Origin of the sequence: Pseudoalteromonas sp. P1-11 (assembly GCF_001399995.1) — a bacterium.
Taxonomy (GTDB): domain Bacteria; phylum Pseudomonadota; class Gammaproteobacteria; order Enterobacterales; family Alteromonadaceae; genus Pseudoalteromonas; species Pseudoalteromonas atlantica.
This window is the reverse complement of record NZ_LJSP01000014.1, coordinates 68,859-86,535: the sequence shown is the minus strand read 5'-3', so window position 1 is coordinate 86,535 and position 17,677 is coordinate 68,859. Positions and strand designations below refer to the sequence as shown.

Below are 17,677 nucleotides of genomic sequence, written 5' to 3'. Positions count from 1 at the left end.
GCCTTTTATTGGCTTACGGCCAGCGGCTGAGCTGGTTAATATAAAGTGCTTTTGTTTTAGCCCGCATGTCTGTGCGCTTTATTTAGAAATTTGCTACCACAACAAAGTAATGCACAGTATCCTGTACATGTAATAATTTTCAAGCTAAACTTGTCTTATATAATGTACAAGTGAGGTACAAAATGAGAATAGTGTCTTTTACCGAAGCCCGAAATAGTCTAAAAGCCGTTTTGGATAATGTAATTAATGATGCAGATACGACAGTAATCACTCGTCGTGATACTGAAGATGCGGTTGTAATGTCATTAGATTACTACAACAGCCTTATGGAAACTGTTCATTTACTTCGCTCTCCAGCGAACGCTGAACATTTAAACCGTTCAATTGCGCAGTATAAAGCGGGCAAAACGACTCCACGAGAACTTATTGATGAGTAACAGGTTATTATCATGGACTGATGAAGCTTGGAATAGTTATGTCTACTGGCAGACTCAAGATAAGAAAACCTTGAAACGTATAAATAAGCTAATTGTCGATGTTAAGCGCTCTCCTTTTGATGGGATTGGAAAACCGGAACCCCTCAAAGAAAATCTTTCAGGCTTTTGGTCTCGTAGAATAGATGATACAAATCGTTTGGTATATGCCGTGGATGAAACAGCAATTACAGTTATCTCGTGCCGTTACCATTACTAAATAAATAAGATAAATAAACAAGACACCCATCTTAAATTCTTCATTCTATCCAGCCAGTAGTTATCAAAAACAACCGTCAGGTTTAACGCCATTGGCATTAAACCTGACAGCTCAAATTTAACCAATCAGCGTTAATTAGTCGGCATTAAATATATCTCGCGCACGTTGTTGCGCTGGTTTGCTTCAATGGCAAATAGTACGGCGTCTGCTACATCTTGTGGGTCGAGTTTGTCGGGTTTAGCTTCATCAAAAAATGGGGTGTTTACCATGCCAGGGGCTATGGTGGTACAGCGGCCGTTCCACTCGCTCATTTCCTCAGCTAAGTTTTGCCCAAACCCGTAAGCAAACCATTTAGTTGCACCGTAAATAGAGCCTTTTATTGGCTTACGGCCAGCGGCTGAGCTGGTTAATATAAAGTGGCCTTTGTTTTGGCGTAAATGAGGCAGGGTTGCTTTTGCCGTCCATAGCAGGGCTTTAATGTTTATGTCTATCATGGTTGACCATTCATCGGGGTCGCCTTTTTCAGTGCCTGCGGTTGAAACGCCCATACCCGCGTTGGCGAATGCGGCATCTAGTCGGCCAAATTTTTTAAGCCCTTTTGTTACTACGTTTTCAAGTTCGGTAAAGTCGGTGGCATCTGCGGGTACACTCAGTGCGTTATCTTCACCTAACGACTCAACTAGTTCAGCTAATTTATCTTCACTTCTGGCGGTAAGAATGACTTTATGGCCGTTATTAACCAATGTTTTTGCACTCGCTTCACCTATGCCACTAGAGGCACCTGTAATTAGAACTACTTTTTCTTTCGCCATGATTATTTCTCCTATGTTTACATATTCAAAATGATAAGAACGGTTTAACTAATACGTGCTATTGACTGTACCAGTTCTGGGTTAACGGGGCTTGAATGCAATGAATTATTTGGATGATGTTAGGTGAGTGGCTTTAATGGGTTTTTGCAAAGGTGGAGTGTTCGTTTTTGTTATACTTTTTATAAAAAAAGCGCACCTTAAAGTGCGCTATACGTTTATTGTGTTATGTCAAAGCTAACTGAAAGGTCCTCAGTTTGCGATACACTAATTTGCTTAAGTTGATAAACAGAGAAATCTGTATCTTCTAGCTCTGCATCGTCTATATGTGCGGTGCACGTATAGCCAAGTTGGTAGTCTCCCGGTGTAATGAAAGCAAGCTCAAACTCATATTGGTTATCGTCTTGATCAAATACAACATTTGCGGTCGCAAGTGGAGTATCTTCTGGGGTTTGCTCATCTATTTCGTATATATCTTTAGGTGTTTGAGCATCTGATGAATATAAATATACGGCGTGTCCAAACGTTGAATCTGCAGCAGCAGTGGCAATATTATCTGTTTCACAGTTATTAATAAGCGCTTGGCTTACTGTGCCTTCAATTTCTTGTGACTCAGAAAGATTTTGTAATCGTACGCCTCTAGGTTTTAAAAAGATCTCCTCATTATTTTGGGGATCGACCAGCGATTTTTTTAGGTCAAATTCTAAAACAAAGTCGTTATCAGTTTGGTTAAGTGTAAAGCCATCGAGTTGTATTTCGCCTACACCATCATTCCCTTTTCTTTTAACCACGAGCGGAGCAATACTGTCGTCTTCGTATACTACGTGAGATGTAAAACTAAGGTTATTAGTATCGCCATTTATAACTTGAGCGCGGATCCACGCGTATTCGCCTGCTGGCACTTCTTGATCGTCAAGCAGCTCAAAAACATCGTCCCCGGTGTAATCGAGCAAATTAACCATTTGTGGTTGAGATGCGTCAGCTTCACTTCGGGTTTCAAAACTAAATTCTTCATCGCCTTGTGTTTTAATAGTGATTGAATCAAACACGACGTTAACCGCTTTTAAACCACTAACCGGCGCATCTGACACACCAAGGCTAAAGGTTGATTTGTCGCTAGATTGTGGCGGTGTTGTGTCATTGTCATCACTTGAAGAGCCACACCCGGCTAATGCAAAAAGAACGGCGCTGCTGACTAATGTTGATTTAAAATTCATGATTTACTCCTTTAGTTTATAAAGCGGATTGTAGAAGAGCTAAGCTGAATTTAGATTGAACTGGTTTTTAGAATAGTTACTTGAAATTAATCTTTATTTTACTTTGCGCATTTTTGAACAAAAATATGTACGCCATAGGTTAACTAGTTTGTGAGCACTAAAGTTTTAAGCGTGAAAATTTAAGCGAAAAAAAGAAAAACTTTGCCCAATTAATTTGCTGATATAGGCACACCTTCCACTTATTTTAATGCTATCGCTTTAAAATTTTTACTATATACTCCCGCCACTTCTTTTGAAGTGTATAGATTTAATTCTTGCTGATAATCAGCTCATAGTTGGAATATGTATGAAAGATAAACTTATTGTGTTTTGGCAAAGCCATTCAGAAACAATCATCACTTTAGGTTACAAAGTGGTATTAGCCTTGGCTATTTTAGTTGCGAGTGCGCTTATTGCGCGTTCAGTAAAAAAAGCGATTAAAAATTCTAAGTCGCCATTAAAAAAAGTAGACGAAACGCTACTGCCGCTTTTATCGAGCATTGCGGGGTATTTAGTTTACATAATTGCTGGGCTGTTTATTTTAGATATTTTTGGCGTTAATACGGCAAGCTTAATAGCGCTAATGGGCGCGGCGGGTTTAGCGATTGGTTTGGCGCTTAAAAACACCTTAAGTAATATTGCCGCTGGCATTATGCTACTCATACTGAGGCCATTTAAAATAGGCGATTTTGTAGATGCGAGCGGCACGCTTGGCACAGTAAACGAAATAAACTTATTTACGACCATTTTTAAAACCACCGACGGCCTGTATATCGCATCACCTAACGGAAAAGTATGGGGCGGCAACATTAAAAACTTTACCCGTAACGGTAAAAGGCGCATGGATATAGTGGTGGGAATTTCGTACGCCGACTCTATTGATGTTGGCTTAAATGTACTTAAAGAAGTTGCCGAATCAGAAAGCCGATTACTCGCAGAGCCAGCGCCTAAAGTAATGGTTACCTCAATAGGCGAAAGCGCAGTAAATATTCAATTACGTGCATGGGCTGTAAATGGCGATTACTGGCAAACCGTGTGGGATTTAAATAAACGCGTTAAAGAGGCTATAGAAGGCGCGGGGCTGAGTATTCCGTTTCCGCAGCGTACGCTGCATATATCTGAGTCGATGGCATCGGCAATAACAGTAAGTAAAGAAACTTAAACTCTATTAGCACAAACACAAATAAAAATAGCGAGCCTTGGCTCGCTATTTTTGTATCAGCTTTTTGCTGACGAGTATTACCCTTCTAATTGAAAGTCGTACACTGAGCCTAAATTAAGCAGCTGGGTTAGTTCATCCAGTGCTTGGTAGCTTTCGGTAAGTAGGGCTGAGTCGGCAAAGTCGCTTGCGCCTAACTTATCGCGGTAGTTTCGTTTTGCCCAATCACAAAGCTGTGTGTATTTAGTATCGGTTAAAATAACCTCAGGGTTTACTGCGCTTAGCTCTTGTTGGTTAAGGGCTACACGTAAACGCAGGCAGGCAGGGCCGCCGCCATTTTGCATACTTTGGCGCAGGTCAAAAAACTGCACTTGGTTTACTGGGTTATCGGCTAAAATCATTTCTTCAATGTAGGCGTTTACTGCGCTATTACGTTGGCACTCTTGTGGCGCTACTAATAGCATTGAGCCATCGTCTAGGCTTACTAATTGGCTATTAAACAAGTAACTGCTTACAGCATCGCTAATGCTTACTTTATCAGTAGGTACTTCAATTATGTATAGCTGTTTGCTGCCGGTGTAGGCGTCGCGAATTTCTTGCAGGGCATCGTGTTGGTTTAAAAATGCTTGCTGGTGGCAAAGCAATACGTTTGCGTTACCTACTGCAATTACATCGTTATGAAACACGCCTTGATCTATAACATCTGGATTTTGCTGCAGTAAAATTTGGCTCGATTCTTTTAAATTATGTAATCGGCAAATGGCTTCTGAGGCTTCTAGTGTTTGCCTTGCAGGAAACTTAGCCGGTTTTGGTAACTGGCTGTTAAAGGCACTTGCGCCAAATACAAACATTTCTAGGCCTTGCTCGCCGTGGCTGTCGCAAAGTCGGGTGTGGTTAGCCGCGCCTTCGTCGCCAAAAAAGCCCTGATCGGGTAAATGCGTGTGGTGTGCAAAGTAGCTATCGTTATTAAACATGGCTTTTAGTAAGCGGGTAGTTGTAGCAGGCTCTAGCGAGCGGTGAAACTTATTGTTTAAATTAGCTGAGGTAAAGTGCACTTTGCCATCGAGGGTGTCTGGCGAAGGTGAAACAGTGGCTGCATTGGCAGTCCACATTGCAGAGGCCGAGTAACAGGCGCGCAATAAAATAGGGTCTGCTTTAAATGCTTTATGAATAACTTGCGAGTCGTTGCCGGTAAAACCTAAGCGACGTAGTACGTTTAAATCGGGGCGTGCATGGGGCGCAAACACACCTTGTGTTAGGCCTTTGTCGTGCATGGCTTTCATTTTTTCAAGGCCCTGTAACACAGCTTCTTGAGGGTTTGAAAAACTTGCCGCATTATTTAACGAGGCAACGTTACCATACGATAAACCCGCATAGTTGTGAGTAGGGCCAACTAAGCCATCAAAATTTACTTCTAAGGCGTGCATACACGTTCCAATCATATTGTTTTTAGTTACTTAACAATACAACGCAATGGCCGCGCTTGCAAAGCCTATAAATACGAAATTTATCGGCTGTAAACTCGCTCTTTATCGCACGTGGTATGGGTATTACTCGGATCGTTTACCTGCCATACGCTAATATCTAAACGCCATAGTAGGTAAAGGGTGTGGTATAGGTTAGCCATGGTATTTTCCTTGAAAGTTTCACTGAACACATCTGTACTGTGGAAGAATTATGCCAACTGTTAATTGAATATTTTATGAATACAAATCAGATATTTATTAAAACACTAAAAATAACTTTTGAGCGCTTAGCACCACTTTGGGGCTAAAAGGGTTAAAAGTTGCACCAAAAAGCCACGCAGCGGGTGCGTGGCGTATGGTTTATACGCTGTATTTAGCGCCCTACTTTACCCTTTACTAGTGGGTCGAACGACAGCACACTAAATTTTCCTTGGCTGGCGTTTTTACCGTTATTTAATACTGGCGAGCGATGTAGCTCATCTACGGTAAAATATATTTTATGATCGGCGCCATAACTAAAGCCATCAGGCCAGCTTAAGCGCTCGTCTTTAAATAATACCTGGTATTTACCGCTTGGTTTTACTACACCAATTGCGCCGTTGGTTATGTCTGTAACATACACATTGCCGCCGCCATCAACAATAATGCCATCTGAAATGGGTTTAGTGCCGTAACGCGTTACTTTACTTTCAAGGGCGCTTGCGCTCAGGCTTTTATTGTTAATATCGCTTGTGGCAATACGGTAAACCGACGTGCCAGACATGGAGCCAAAGTAAAGCCACTGTTCACTTGGGTCGAGTGTGATTGGGTTTACCCCTAAACGTGCTGGTTGGCCGCCTAGTTTCATGGTGCGCCCTTCAATGACCATGTCGATGTTTTCGGCTGTGGTGTATGGGCTATTTTGTAATACTCTGCGCGCCTCACCTGTTTTTAAATTTACGGTAATAATAGCGGCTTGGCTGCCTTGTGCGGTGTCGGCAATGTATACAACGCCGTGTTTATTATCGATAACTAAATCGTTTAAAAACGAGGTGTCGGTAATGGTGGGTTTAGCTAAATAAATTATTTTATGCAGCTGCTCTTTGTTGGTATCCCAACCGACTAAACGCCCAGCATGATCAGGGCCTGATGTATCAAGCATCCATAACACGCCATCGGCTGATACATTTATGCCAAGTACATCATAAAACCCTTTTCCGTTTTTGTACGCGTATGCCCATTCTTCATTAGGGTAGGGTTTGGTGGTGCCATCGCTTAATAGCTCCATAATTTTTTGTTTTTGGCCGTAAAAACCATGTACCGATAAAAACTTACGACCCGATGGCGTAATAGCAATATTACCCGGTGGGTGCTGCGCGTCGAATGTAGCAACTGTTTTTAAATCGGTGTGCGTAGGTTGGGTATTAGCAAATGCAATGCTGGTTAACAATGCGGTGCTGCAGGCTGCTGCTAAAAGTATTTTTTTAATCTGGTTCATGCTTCAAAGCCTTCTAAAACAAGTTTACCGCGTGAGGTGTGCGATTCTAAAATTTGATGCGCTTTATATAAATTAGCAGCGTTTATTGGGCCTAAATTTTGCCCAAGCGTGGTTTTAAGTATACCTGCGTCTATCAGCTCGCTAATTTCATTAAGTAAGGTGTGCTGCGCTGTTATATCGGCGGTAGTAAATAGCGAGCGGGTAAACATAAACTCCCAATGCACCGATATACACTTACGCTTAAATTTTAAAATATCGAACGATGAAGGGTCATCTATTAGCGCAAATTTACCTTGCGGTTTAATACACTCAACTATTTGATCTTGGTATTGGTCGGTATGGGTTAAGCTAATAACGTAATCAAACTCAGCTAAACCAAGCTCTATGCGCTGCTCGTTTAAATTTTTAGTATGATCGAGCACGTGATCCGCTCCTAACTCTTTAAGCCAGGTTACGCTTTGCTCGCGCGATGCAGTACCTACCACCTTTAGCCCAGTAAGTTGCTTGGCAAGCTGTACTAAAATAGATCCAACGCCACCTGCGGCGCCAATAACTAACATAGATTGCTGAGTATTTTGCTTATTTTTAGGCACTTGCAGGCGATCAAATAGCATTTCGTAGGCGGTAATACTGGTTAGCGGCAGCGCTGCGGCTTGTGCGTCGGTTAATGTTTTAGGCGCATGGCCTACAATACGCTCGTCAACTAATTGAAATTGCGCATTACTACCTTGGCGCGATAAATCGCCGGCGTAAAATACACGATCCCCCACATTAAATAACGAAACCGACTCGCCAACGGCTTTTACTATGCCTACGCCGTCCCAACCTAATACTTTGTAGCCTTGCTCTGGTGCTACATTTGCACGTATTTTTGTATCTACAGGGTTTACCGAAATAGCCTTTACTTCAATAAGTAGGTCGTGCCCGGTGGCGCTTGGGGTATCAAGTTCAATTGCTTGTATAGAGCTTGCTGTAAGCGTTTTAGTGTTTTTGGTGTAGCCAAATGCTTTCATGTGCGTTCCTGATGATTTTAACCAAGTGTTTTTAACTTATAAGCACTATAGCTCAGTTGAAAAATAGAAAAAGACATGAAAAACTAAAGCACTTTCAAATTTTAATTGAAAATATGCGATCATTTAACGATATTCAAACTTTTATAGATGTAGCCAGTTGCGCTAGTATTTCTGAAGCCGCACGACAAAACGCGCAAACCCCAGCGGCGGTAAGTGCAGCTATTAAGCGCCTAGAAAAAGACTTAGGAAACGTGCTGTTTATTCGCTCTACTCGCAGCTTACGCTTAAGTGTGGCAGGGGAGCAGTTTTTAAGTTACGCCAAAGACTCCCTTTCGCTTATTCAACAAGGGGTAGCTGCAGTACAAACCGCAGTGGGCGAAGTAACGGGAACGCTACAGGTATCGGCTCCGTGCGACTTAGGGCGCAATAAACTAAGTGAATGGCTTAATGAGTTTTTAGCACACTACCCGCATGTAAAACTTAAACTGCACTTGAGTGACGAAGTAAGCGACATTTACAGCCAATCGATTGATATTGCGCTGCGCTTTGGTGTACCAAAAGATTCGCAGTTAATTGCAGCGCCGCTTTTTTTAAATAATGCGCGTATTTTAGTGGCCTCTCCTGAATATGTAGCAAACAATGGATTGCTTACACATCCACTTAACTTAACGCAGTACACCACCATTACCTTTATGCGCTTTGGCGAGGTGTTTAAAGAGTGGCGATTTTATAAAAATGGCGCAGTGCAAAAAGTGCAGCTAAATTGCCAACACATAGTTAACGATGGCGAAATGGTTAGGCGATGGGCGCTAGAGGGCAAAGGCATTGCGTATAAGTCGTACTTAGATGTTATTGATGATTTAGCAAGCGGGCAGCTCGTTCATTTATGCCCCGAGTGGCAAAGCGATCCGCTACCGCTTTATATGATGTACGCCGACCGACGTCAAATGACCCCGGTGATCAGCGCATTTAGGGCGTTTATTCAACAAAAAATAACCGCGTTAGTTGGCTAACTCATCATCGTTTTTAGTTGTTAAATCGCTTATTACTAAATCAAGCAGCTGCATTAGCTGTTTGGCTTGTGTGGGGTCTACACTTTCAAACTTACATAATATATTTTTTGGAATATCAGCAGCTTTGTTTTTAAGGGCTTGCCCACTTTGGCTAAGCTGAATTAGGCGCTTACGCTTATCGTGCTCATCTTTAATAACAGCCAGCAGAGACTTTTCGGTCATTTTTTTGAGTATTTGGGTCATAGCGCCGCCATCAATAGCGGTTTTATCTATTAGCTGCGCTATGGTTATTTTGTCTTGCTCCCACAGCGCCATCATTACTACATACTGCGGATACGTTAAATTAAGTGCAGCTAAAGGCTCACGGTAAGCACGTGCAATGCTATTTGATGCCATATATAACCTATGACACAGCTGATTTTTTAATTTTAATTGCTCAAATGACATACCCAACTCCTAGTGCGTTAATACCTTCAACTCACAAAACATTTTAATTTGCATGCAAAGTATTTGCAATCTCTAATTACTTGCTCTATTATTTTGCATGCAAACTAAATTAATTGATAAACTTTGGAGTTCACTATGAATGTATTACAAAACGTTGCTTACACAGCAAAAGCAACTGCAACCGGTGGTCGTGAAGGTGTAGCTAAATCAGACGATGGCCGTTTAAATGTAAACTTATCAACCCCAAAAGGGCTAGGTGGCGACGATGGACAAGGCACAAACCCAGAGCAATTATTTGCAGCTGGTTATGCAGCGTGCTTTATTGGTGCACTAAAATTTGTAGCCGGTAGCGAAAAAATTGCGCTACCAAGTGATACACACATTAACTCTGAAGTATCTATTGGCGCGATTGAAGGCGGTTTTGGCATTGCAGTTAAATTAGCTGTATCACTCGGTGATATGGATAAAACAGCAGCGCAAGAGCTGGTAAATAAAGCACACCAAGTATGCCCATACTCAAACGCTACACGCGGTAATATTGAAGTAGAGCTTTCGGTTATTTAATTAACTGATCACTTAGCATTGTAATAGCCCAGTGGTTTGCCACTGGGCTTTTTTGTATGCAAAGTTTATTAAATAACGTTATAAATATATAAAAACAGCATGATTAAATTAACCTATGTACCATCAATTGACACAGCTGTATTTGTCTTGCAGTGATTAAGTAAGCAGCTCTTTAATGCTGAAAAATGTTGGGAGGATGAAAAGGGTTAAGGCGTTCTGCAAGAACGCCGATAGAGGGCAAACTTTATCGTTTGTATCGGGTGTGCTTACAACCCTAACTCCGACAGTCCTGGGTGGTCGTCGGGGCGGCGCCCTTGGGGCCAGTGAAATTTGCGCTCTGATGCTTTGATGGGTAAGTCGTTGATGCATGCGAAGCGGTTTTGCATTAAGCCGTTTTCATCGAATTCCCAGTTTTCGTTGCCGTAGGAGCGAAACCAGTTGCCGCTGTCGTCGTGCCACTCATACGCGTAACGCACGGCAATACGATTTTCAGTGAAAGCCCATAACTCTTTTATCAGCCTATATTCCAATTCTTTTTCCCATTTTCCCGTTAAAAATGCAGCGGCTTCCTCACGGCTGTTCACGAAAGAGCTGCGATTACGCCATTTGGTATCCACTGTATAAGCAAGTGATACCTTTTCAGCGTTACGGCTGTTCCAACCATCTTCTGCTAGACGCACTTTTTCGATGGCGCTTTCGCGGGTAAAAGGGGGCAGTGGTGGGCGTGTATTCATGTTTAAATCCTCTTTGGGTAAAGTAACGTTGAATAACTTGTATAGGTTTCATCAATAAGTGACTTTGAATATTAGCCTGATTAATTGAGCTACAAATCTAATATAACAGTGTCGCAATCTTTCGCTGGCACAGCGCAGCATAACAATACGTCTGATGCGTCAATATGCGCACTTGGCTTGGTGCGATACGTTACAGCACCACTTTTTAGTTTAACCGCACATGAGCCACATTGGCCGCTGCGGCAACTGTATGGTGGCGTAAGTCCTTTGCTTTCGGCCACCTCTAGCAAGGGGCTATCACCTTTATTCCAGCTTTGTTCAATACCAGATTGGGCAAACTTTATCACGGCAGATTCGGCCTCTAGCTCAGTGTGCTTGCTGGTATCTGTTGATTGGCGTGCTAAAGAGGATGGCCCAAACGCTTCGGCATGAATATCTTGATCTTTTACTCCAATGCCGATCAGTAAGTCATACATACTTTGCATAAATCCCTGAGGGCCACACAGATAAAAGTCTTTGTCGAACAGCGATGGGAAATCGACGCTATGCTCTGTGGCTATTGCATTGAGTACGTCCATTAACAAGCTTTGGCTAATTCGTCCTTGGGAAGTGTAATTGTTCGACGCCGCAGAACTCTCTGTCTGAGCGTAGTGAATATCACTTAATACAGAATAATACTGAATACGCCCAGCGCTACGTTTGGCAATGTTGCTCAGTTCTGCATAGAAAGCACGTTGCTCACTATTTTTGGCCGCTTGAATAACTGCCATTGGGCGGATATAGCGAGTGCGTGTACCTTCATTAACTGCATCATTTGCCATGGCCACCATTGGTGTAATGCCCACACCTGCACCTATTAAAATGGCTGGACGCTGTTGTGTGTTATCGATAAAAAAATGGCCGCTTGGTGCTTTAATCTGTATTTCACTGCCAATCGATATTCGAGAATGCAAGGTACTTGATACCAGACCATACTCTTCACGTTTTACTGAAATACGATAACCACTTTGCGATGGGGCACTGGATACAGTGTAATTGCGCACAAGCCAGTTTTCAGTATTTTGCTGCTTAATACGCAGGGTTAAGTGTTGCCCTGGGGAAAATGGCAGTACGGGAGAATCATCTTTAGGCTGCAAGTAAAATGAGCGGATTGTACTGCTCTCGTCTTCGATTTTACTGACGGTAAATGCGCGCCACTGGTTGCGTTTAGCTTGTGCTTTAACGATTACTTCTGCCTGTGACCAAGTACCCGTTGCTTGAGAATTGGGAGAGTAGCTATCGAATTGAGCGCGAAATGGAAGTGCCGCTTTTAATGTCACCCCTTGGGTTAGGGTAAATTGCCAGCCGCGCTGCGCACCTTGAAACCCTTTAATTATCGGTGAGTCACTCTCCAGCAAGGTAACCGTGCCGGTTAACATAAAAACATCGCCGCTGGTAAAATCAACAAACAGTAAACCCGCTTTGGGGTTTAACAGGAAATTACCCAGCGTATTGAAGAAGTTATTTCCTGCATAATCAGGAATGGTGAGGGTGTTTTCGTCAACCTTTATAAAACCTGGCATGCCACCACGGTGTGACACATCAACCCCCATAGCATTACGGGCAGATACCTGACGGTTTACTTCGTTTGAAGGTTCGTGACCCGCAGAACTGGCAACAAAAAACGTATCCGCTTGGCGGATGAATGCCTTTAGGCTATCACTTAGTTCAAAAAACGTTTCAGCGCGCGGGGCCTTGTATGGCGCATCTGGCGAACGGATAAAGTGAAGGTCGCGAGTTTGAATATACTGCGGACAATTCCCAAAAGATTGCTCAACCTCTAAAGCAAACTGGTTGTTCGCTGCGCTGGTAACACAAGCGTTGACGCGGTTTCTACGCCGGGTCGACATTTCCAGTCCCAATAAACCCAATCGAGCACCTTGTGTGATTGCTGTAGCTAATGGGTCACCTGATAAAATTGGGGTGTTTACTGTGAGCTGAGTCGGGGAAGGGGACTGCACGAAGCCCGGCTTTCCAGGTAAAATTGACGCCCAAAGTTGCCCCTTATCTGCTGTACTACCCAGCACCATAAACGGCAGTTGTTGGAAAAACTGCCTATGTTGATCTGGCATAAATTCGCGGATCGCGCGGCGGCCAATAGTACGCATTTTTTCGTAACTTCCGGCACGTCTTTGCATTTGCTGTTCACCTTCGTGAAAAGCACTTGAAGTAATGTGTGTGTTCATAATGACTCCATTAGCGCAGTGCGCCGGAAAAGCATTTGCCAAAAATATTAAACTGGTGATGCAAAAGAATGTCGGGCTCAAACCTATTCATTGAAAGGCAGAGCCGCTTTAACAAATACTTACTTTACCAGTCCCGCTTTTGTAGCCTGCATAGGAACGAAACCGCTTAACCCTTCTACGTTAGATAACCAGCGACGTATATTCGGATATGGGTCAAGAGATACATCCCCCTCGGGAGCGTGGGCGACATAGCTGTATATCGCAAAATCAGCCAAGCTCACTTTATTTGCCACCAAGAAGTCATTGCCATTGAGTTGCTGTTCCAGTTTTGTTAGGGCTTTTGCTGCTGTTTCTTTAGCGAAAACAGGGTCAACCGGCGAGTTGAAAACATTAATTAACCTCGCTGCACCAGGACCGTAGGATATCTCTCCTGCTGACATGGCAAGAAAACGATGCATCTCAGCTTCGTTGGCAAGATCTTGCGGAATATATGAAGGTGCGTATTTGCGTGCCAAGTAAATCAAGATTGATATTGAATCGTGGATTACCACGTCAGAATCCTCAATTACTGGTACTACACCTAATGGATTGAGAGCCAGAAAGGGGGCTTGTTTATGCTCCCCAGCGGGTAAGTCTACATAAATAACTTCATGGGCTATGCCTGCAACACTTGCAAATAACTCTACTCGGTGGGCATGGCCGGATAATGGAAAACCGTGAATTTTAATGGCGTTTGACATGATATTTACCTTATTTAATCGTTAACTGATGACTTTTGCTGTTAGCCACTGACCTGTCGTGGCATGGGTAAATATTAGGCGTTGAGTCTCTTATGAACAATATGTTGATTTATGGAATCACTATGTACAGAATGTTCATAAATTGGGCGAAGCATTACACGGAGCAATATAAGGAGCTCTTATGGATACACTTGACGGCATGCGCACGTTTATTGCGGTGGCAAAGCAAAAATCTTTCACCGCGGGGGCTAAACAATTGGGCATTAGCACTAAGCTAGCAAGTAAATATATTGGTCAGTTAGAGAAAAAGCACGGTGCTTTGTTGTTCCACCGTACTACGCGAAGTATTACGTTGACCGAAACTGGGCAGGCGTATTTTGTGCGATGCGTTCCTTTGTTGGAACAATTTGAAGAGCTAGAAGATGTCATTCAGCATCGACAGTCTGATCTGTCTGGCACGGTTCGCTTAACCGCACCTACCGCATTTGGCAGTACTAAATTAGTCGATGCACTGGCCCCATTTTTAGCCAAGCATCCGAAAATTAATGTTGAGTTGAACCTGTCTGATCAGTACGTGGCTATTATCGATGAAGGTGTGGATGTTGCTGTGAGGTTTGGGCCGTTGAAGGATTCAACGCTGATCGCTAAAAGATTAATGGATATGCGTATTGTTTTTTTTGCCTCTCCTGAGTATTTAAAGCGCAATGGCACACCAAGCCATCCCCGTGCGCTGGCGACACACAATTGTTTATTGCAAACTTCTCAAAACGACCCTGAAAACTGGAAGTTCAAGGAAGATGGCAATACGTTCACCGTTAATGTTAGCGGCGATTTTGCTTCTAACTCCCCCAGAGCAGTAACCCACATGGCTTCTCAAGGGCTAGGAATAGGCATGGGCCCACAATACGTGACAGAGCCTTACGTAAAAGACGGCTCATTGCAGTTACTGTTCGAACCCTACGAAGCAAGCATATTGGAGCTAAATGCAGTGTATGCTTCAAACCGCCACTTACCGGCAAGAATACGAGCATTACTTGATCATCTTGCGCTTTCTTTTGCAACTTAGTGGTAATTACCTCAATAGCTACTGTGCAGGCACAATGTATAACGTATCTGCTTATTGATTTAGAATTTGCTCGTGAAGTAGAGCAAAGCGTAGGGCATCTTTTTATCGCACAGACCTGCGTAAATACCTTGTTAGCATAAGGCTTTAAATGGCAGCAGCGATAAAGCACACCAAGTATGCCCATACTAAAACGCTACAAAAGCCCAGGGGTTTGCCACTGGGCTTTTTTGTGCGCTGCAATTTACTAGAGATCACATTAATTGAAGTGGGCTTTTAAATAAACATACGAAAAATCGTATATTCACTATTTCATATATTCTTATTTTGTTTTATTGTATGCACACTAACTAAACGAGGATGCTATGGAACAACTCAACCCACTACAATTTTACAAATGCTTAGCCGACGATACACGCTTAAAAGCCATGTTATTAATTAGCCATGAGCAAGAGCTGTGTGTGTGTGAGCTTGTTGCTGCGCTTGAACTGAGCCAACCTAAAGTGTCGCGCCATTTAGCGCAGCTTAGGCAATGTGGCCTATTGAGCGACCGTAAGCAAAATCAATGGGTGTATTACAGTATTAATAAAGCCCTGCCACAATGGGCTCTTAGCGTACTAACGCAAACACGAAACGAAAATTCTGCGTTTTATAACGATGATTTAAATCGACTCAATGCAATGGGTAATCGCCCAGAGCGTGCAGCAAGCTGCTGTTAATTAAGTAAATTGATATAACTTTACTAAAGGTATTTATTATGACAATTAAAGTAGGTATTAACGGCTTTGGCCGTATGGGACGTTTAACACTGCGCGCAGCACTAGAGTGGCCAGAAGTAGAATTTATTAAAGTAAACGATGTAGCGGGCGATGCTAAAACACATGCCCATTTATTAGAGTTTGACTCAGTGCACGGGCGTTTAGCGCACAGCGTTACAGCTAACGAGAATAGCTTTAGTGTGGGTAAACACACTATTGCCGTTACCAATAACAAAACCATTAGCGATACCGATTGGTCTGATTGCGATGTAGTGATAGAAGCCAGCGGTAAAATGAAAACCACTGAGTTGTTAAATCAATATTTAGCACAAGGTGTTAAGCGCGTTGTGGTAACCGCTCCGGTAAAAGAAGACGGCATTTTAAATGTGGTTATGGGCGTTAACGATAATTTATATAACCCAGATGAGCACAAAATTGTGACTGCGGCTTCGTGTACGACTAACTGTTTAGCGCCTATTGTAAAAGTACTGCAAGAAAAAGTAGGCATTAAGCACGGCTCAATGACCACTATTCACGATATTACCAATACCCAAACTATTATTGATGCGCCACATAAAGACTTACGTCGTGCTCGTTCATGTGGGACAAGTTTAATACCTACCACAACCGGTAGTGCAACAGCCATTACGCATATATTCCCTGAGCTAAAAGGTAAGTTAAATGGCCACGCCGTGCGCGTACCTTTAACTAACGCATCTATTACTGACTGTGTATTTGAGCTTGAGCGTGGTGTAACTGCCGCTGAGGTGAATGAATGGTTTGCTCAAGCGTCTGAAAACGAGCTTGCTGGCGTATTAGGTTACGAAGAAAAACCACTTGTATCGATTGATTACAAAACCGATCCACGCAGTAGCATTATTGATGCGCTTTCTACCATGGTTATTAATAATACCCAGCTTAAATTATACGCTTGGTACGATAACGAATGGGGCTACGCTAATCGTACTGCCGAGCTTATGCTTAAAGTTGCTAAAAGTGACTTGGTTTAACCATTAATTAAAGGTTTTAAGGGCGTTAACCATGTTTGAGCAACTCGCTAATTTACCTACAGCAATAAAACAGTATTTAATAATTACCGGTAATTACTGGGCATTTACCTTAACCGATGGCGCACTACGTATGCTGGTGGTGCTGCATTTTCATCAGTTAGGGTATGGTGCGCTGGCCATTGCCATGCTGTTTTTGTTTTACGAAATTTTTGGTGTGATCACCAATTTAGTGGGCGGTTGGCTAGGGGCTCATTTAGGCCTTAATAAAACCATGAACTTTGGCTTGGCGCTGCAAATAATGGCGCTTGCCATGTTATGTGCGCCAAGTGAATGGCTCACCGTGGCTTATGTTATGGCGGCGCAAGCGCTTAGCGGCATAGCAAAAGATCTAAATAAAATGAGCGCCAAAAGCGCCATTAAACACTTAGTGCCTGAGGGAGAAAGCGGCCAAGGCCAGCTCTATAAATGGGTGGCTATTTTAACGGGCTCTAAAAATGCGTTAAAAGGGGTCGGCTTCTTTTTAGGTGGTTTACTCCTTACGGTACTGGGTTTTGTAGGTGCTTTAAAAGCCCTTATTTTATTACTCACTATTGCGTGGATTATTAGCGTTGTATTTTTAAAAGGCGACATGGGCAAGGCTAAAAATAAGCCTAAGTTTAAAGAGCTATTTTCTAAATCCCGTGCAATAAATTTACTAAGTGCAGCACGATTATGCTTGTTTGCCGCGCGTGATGTATGGTTTGTAGTGGCTTTACCTATTTATTTAGCCCAGCAGTTTAACTGGAACTTTTGGTGGGTAAGTGGCTTTATGGCACTTTGGGTAATTGGCTACGGTGGTGTGCAATCGCAAGCGCCGCGTATTACCGGCACCAGTAACTCAAACATTGATACCGTTAAACATGCCTATTTATGGGTGTTGCTGCTAAGTGTTGTAACAGCACTATTAGCTCTTTTTATGCAACTTGATGTGGCCGTACATGCCACGCTGATTATAGGTTTGCTTATTTTTGGCGGTGTATTTGCCGTTAATTCATCTGTGCATAGTTACTTAATTGTCAGCTTTGCTAAAAGCGATGGTGTATCGCTTGATGTTGGCTTTTATTATATGGCCAATGCCATGGGGCGTTTACTGGGCACGGTGCTTTCGGGGTGGGTATTTCAGGTTTATGGCTTTGTAGCGTGTTTGTGGGTGAGCGTTGCTTTACTCATAGGTGCCACGATAACCACTGCTATTTTGGCCAAGCGTTAGG

18 protein-coding genes are annotated in these 17,677 nt (G+C 42.9%); 9 read left to right on the top strand and 9 right to left on the bottom strand.

What is annotated here, in order from left to right:
• Positions 1–182 precede the first annotated feature (182 nt).
• Positions 183–437, top strand: coding sequence for a type II toxin-antitoxin system Phd/YefM family antitoxin (locus tag AN390_RS17425; protein ID WP_004587013.1), 255 nt, complete (start codon positions 183–185; stop codon positions 435–437).
• Positions 430–693: a Txe/YoeB family addiction module toxin gene (locus AN390_RS17420; RefSeq protein ID WP_055255524.1), complete on the top strand. Its 264-nt coding sequence runs from the start codon at positions 430–432 to the stop codon at positions 691–693. The genes AN390_RS17425 and AN390_RS17420 overlap by 8 nt, the downstream gene beginning before the upstream one ends.
• 131 nt (positions 694–824) lie before the next feature.
• Here the strand turns inward: AN390_RS17420 and AN390_RS17415 are convergent, their stop codons facing one another.
• A complete protein-coding gene (locus AN390_RS17415) occupies positions 825–1,505 on the bottom strand; it encodes an SDR family oxidoreductase (RefSeq protein ID WP_004587015.1) in 681 nt (226 codons plus the stop codon).
• Positions 1,506–1,720: 215 nt separating this feature from the next.
• The gene (locus AN390_RS17410) at positions 1,721–2,719 is read right to left on the bottom strand and encodes a DUF4382 domain-containing protein (RefSeq protein WP_055255523.1); all 999 of its coding nucleotides are present in this window, start codon (positions 2,717–2,719) and stop codon (positions 1,721–1,723) included.
• A 346-nt stretch (positions 2,720–3,065) separates the two neighbouring features.
• Between AN390_RS17410 and AN390_RS17405 the strand changes: the two genes are divergently transcribed.
• Positions 3,066–3,920, top strand: coding sequence for a mechanosensitive ion channel family protein (locus tag AN390_RS17405; RefSeq protein ID WP_055255522.1), 855 nt, complete (start codon positions 3,066–3,068; stop codon positions 3,918–3,920).
• Between the two features lie 77 nt (positions 3,921–3,997).
• Here AN390_RS17405 and astB read toward each other — a convergent pair whose 3' ends face one another.
• The 3 genes from astB to AN390_RS17390 all read right to left on the bottom strand — a co-directional run bounded on the left by astB (position 3,998) and on the right by AN390_RS17390 (position 7,873).
• The gene (gene astB, locus AN390_RS17400) at positions 3,998–5,344 is read right to left on the bottom strand and encodes an N-succinylarginine dihydrolase (protein WP_029773659.1); all 1,347 of its coding nucleotides are present in this window, start codon (positions 5,342–5,344) and stop codon (positions 3,998–4,000) included.
• Between the two features lie 412 nt (positions 5,345–5,756).
• Positions 5,757–6,860: an L-dopachrome tautomerase-related protein gene (locus AN390_RS17395; protein ID WP_055255521.1), complete on the bottom strand. Its 1,104-nt coding sequence runs from the start codon at positions 6,858–6,860 to the stop codon at positions 5,757–5,759.
• Positions 6,857–7,873, bottom strand: a complete 1,017-nt coding sequence (locus AN390_RS17390; RefSeq protein ID WP_055255520.1) for a zinc-binding alcohol dehydrogenase family protein — start codon at positions 7,871–7,873, stop codon at positions 6,857–6,859. The genes AN390_RS17395 and AN390_RS17390 overlap by 4 nt, the downstream gene beginning before the upstream one ends.
• Positions 7,874–7,986: 113 nt before the next feature.
• Here AN390_RS17390 and AN390_RS17385 point away from each other — a divergent pair, with 113 nt between their 5' ends.
• Positions 7,987–8,886, top strand: coding sequence for a LysR family transcriptional regulator (locus AN390_RS17385; RefSeq protein ID WP_236695117.1), 900 nt, complete (start codon positions 7,987–7,989; stop codon positions 8,884–8,886).
• Here the strand turns inward: AN390_RS17385 and AN390_RS17380 are convergent.
• Entirely contained in the window at positions 8,875–9,333 is a 459-nt protein-coding gene (locus AN390_RS17380; protein WP_055255518.1) for a MarR family winged helix-turn-helix transcriptional regulator, read from the bottom strand. The two genes, AN390_RS17385 and AN390_RS17380, sit on opposite strands and share 12 nt — an antisense overlap.
• 135 nt (positions 9,334–9,468) lie before the next feature.
• Here AN390_RS17380 and AN390_RS17375 point away from each other — a divergent pair, with 135 nt between their 5' ends.
• Entirely contained in the window at positions 9,469–9,897 is a 429-nt protein-coding gene (locus AN390_RS17375) for an organic hydroperoxide resistance protein (protein ID WP_004587024.1), read from the top strand.
• A 266-nt stretch (positions 9,898–10,163) separates the two neighbouring features.
• Here AN390_RS17375 and AN390_RS17370 read toward each other — a convergent pair whose 3' ends face one another.
• The 3 genes from AN390_RS17370 to AN390_RS17360 form a co-directional block, all read right to left on the bottom strand.
• A complete protein-coding gene (locus tag AN390_RS17370; protein WP_055255517.1) occupies positions 10,164–10,631 on the bottom strand; it encodes a nuclear transport factor 2 family protein in 468 nt (155 codons plus the stop codon).
• A gap of 89 nt (positions 10,632–10,720) precedes the next feature.
• Positions 10,721–12,856: a pyridoxamine 5'-phosphate oxidase family protein gene (locus AN390_RS17365; RefSeq protein ID WP_055255516.1), complete on the bottom strand. Its 2,136-nt coding sequence runs from the start codon at positions 12,854–12,856 to the stop codon at positions 10,721–10,723.
• A gap of 119 nt (positions 12,857–12,975) precedes the next feature.
• Positions 12,976–13,596, bottom strand: coding sequence for a glutathione S-transferase family protein (locus tag AN390_RS17360; protein WP_055255515.1), 621 nt, complete (start codon positions 13,594–13,596; stop codon positions 12,976–12,978).
• Between the two features lie 181 nt (positions 13,597–13,777).
• On the opposite strand from AN390_RS17360, the gene AN390_RS17355 reads away from it, so the two are divergent.
• The 4 genes from AN390_RS17355 to arsJ all read left to right on the top strand — a co-directional run bounded on the left by AN390_RS17355 (position 13,778) and on the right by arsJ (position 17,676).
• Positions 13,778–14,662, top strand: a complete 885-nt coding sequence (locus tag AN390_RS17355; protein ID WP_055255514.1) for a LysR family transcriptional regulator — start codon at positions 13,778–13,780, stop codon at positions 14,660–14,662.
• Between the two features lie 362 nt (positions 14,663–15,024).
• Positions 15,025–15,378: a metalloregulator ArsR/SmtB family transcription factor gene (locus AN390_RS17350; protein ID WP_004587025.1), complete on the top strand. Its 354-nt coding sequence runs from the start codon at positions 15,025–15,027 to the stop codon at positions 15,376–15,378.
• A gap of 38 nt (positions 15,379–15,416) precedes the next feature.
• Entirely contained in the window at positions 15,417–16,427 is a 1,011-nt protein-coding gene (locus AN390_RS17345; protein WP_054981676.1) for an ArsJ-associated glyceraldehyde-3-phosphate dehydrogenase, read from the top strand.
• Positions 16,428–16,458: 31 nt separating this feature from the next.
• On the top strand, positions 16,459–17,676 hold the full coding sequence (gene arsJ / locus AN390_RS17340) for an organoarsenical effux MFS transporter ArsJ (RefSeq protein WP_055255513.1): 1,218 nt from the start codon (positions 16,459–16,461) through the stop codon (positions 17,674–17,676).
• Position 17,677 lies beyond the last annotated feature (1 nt).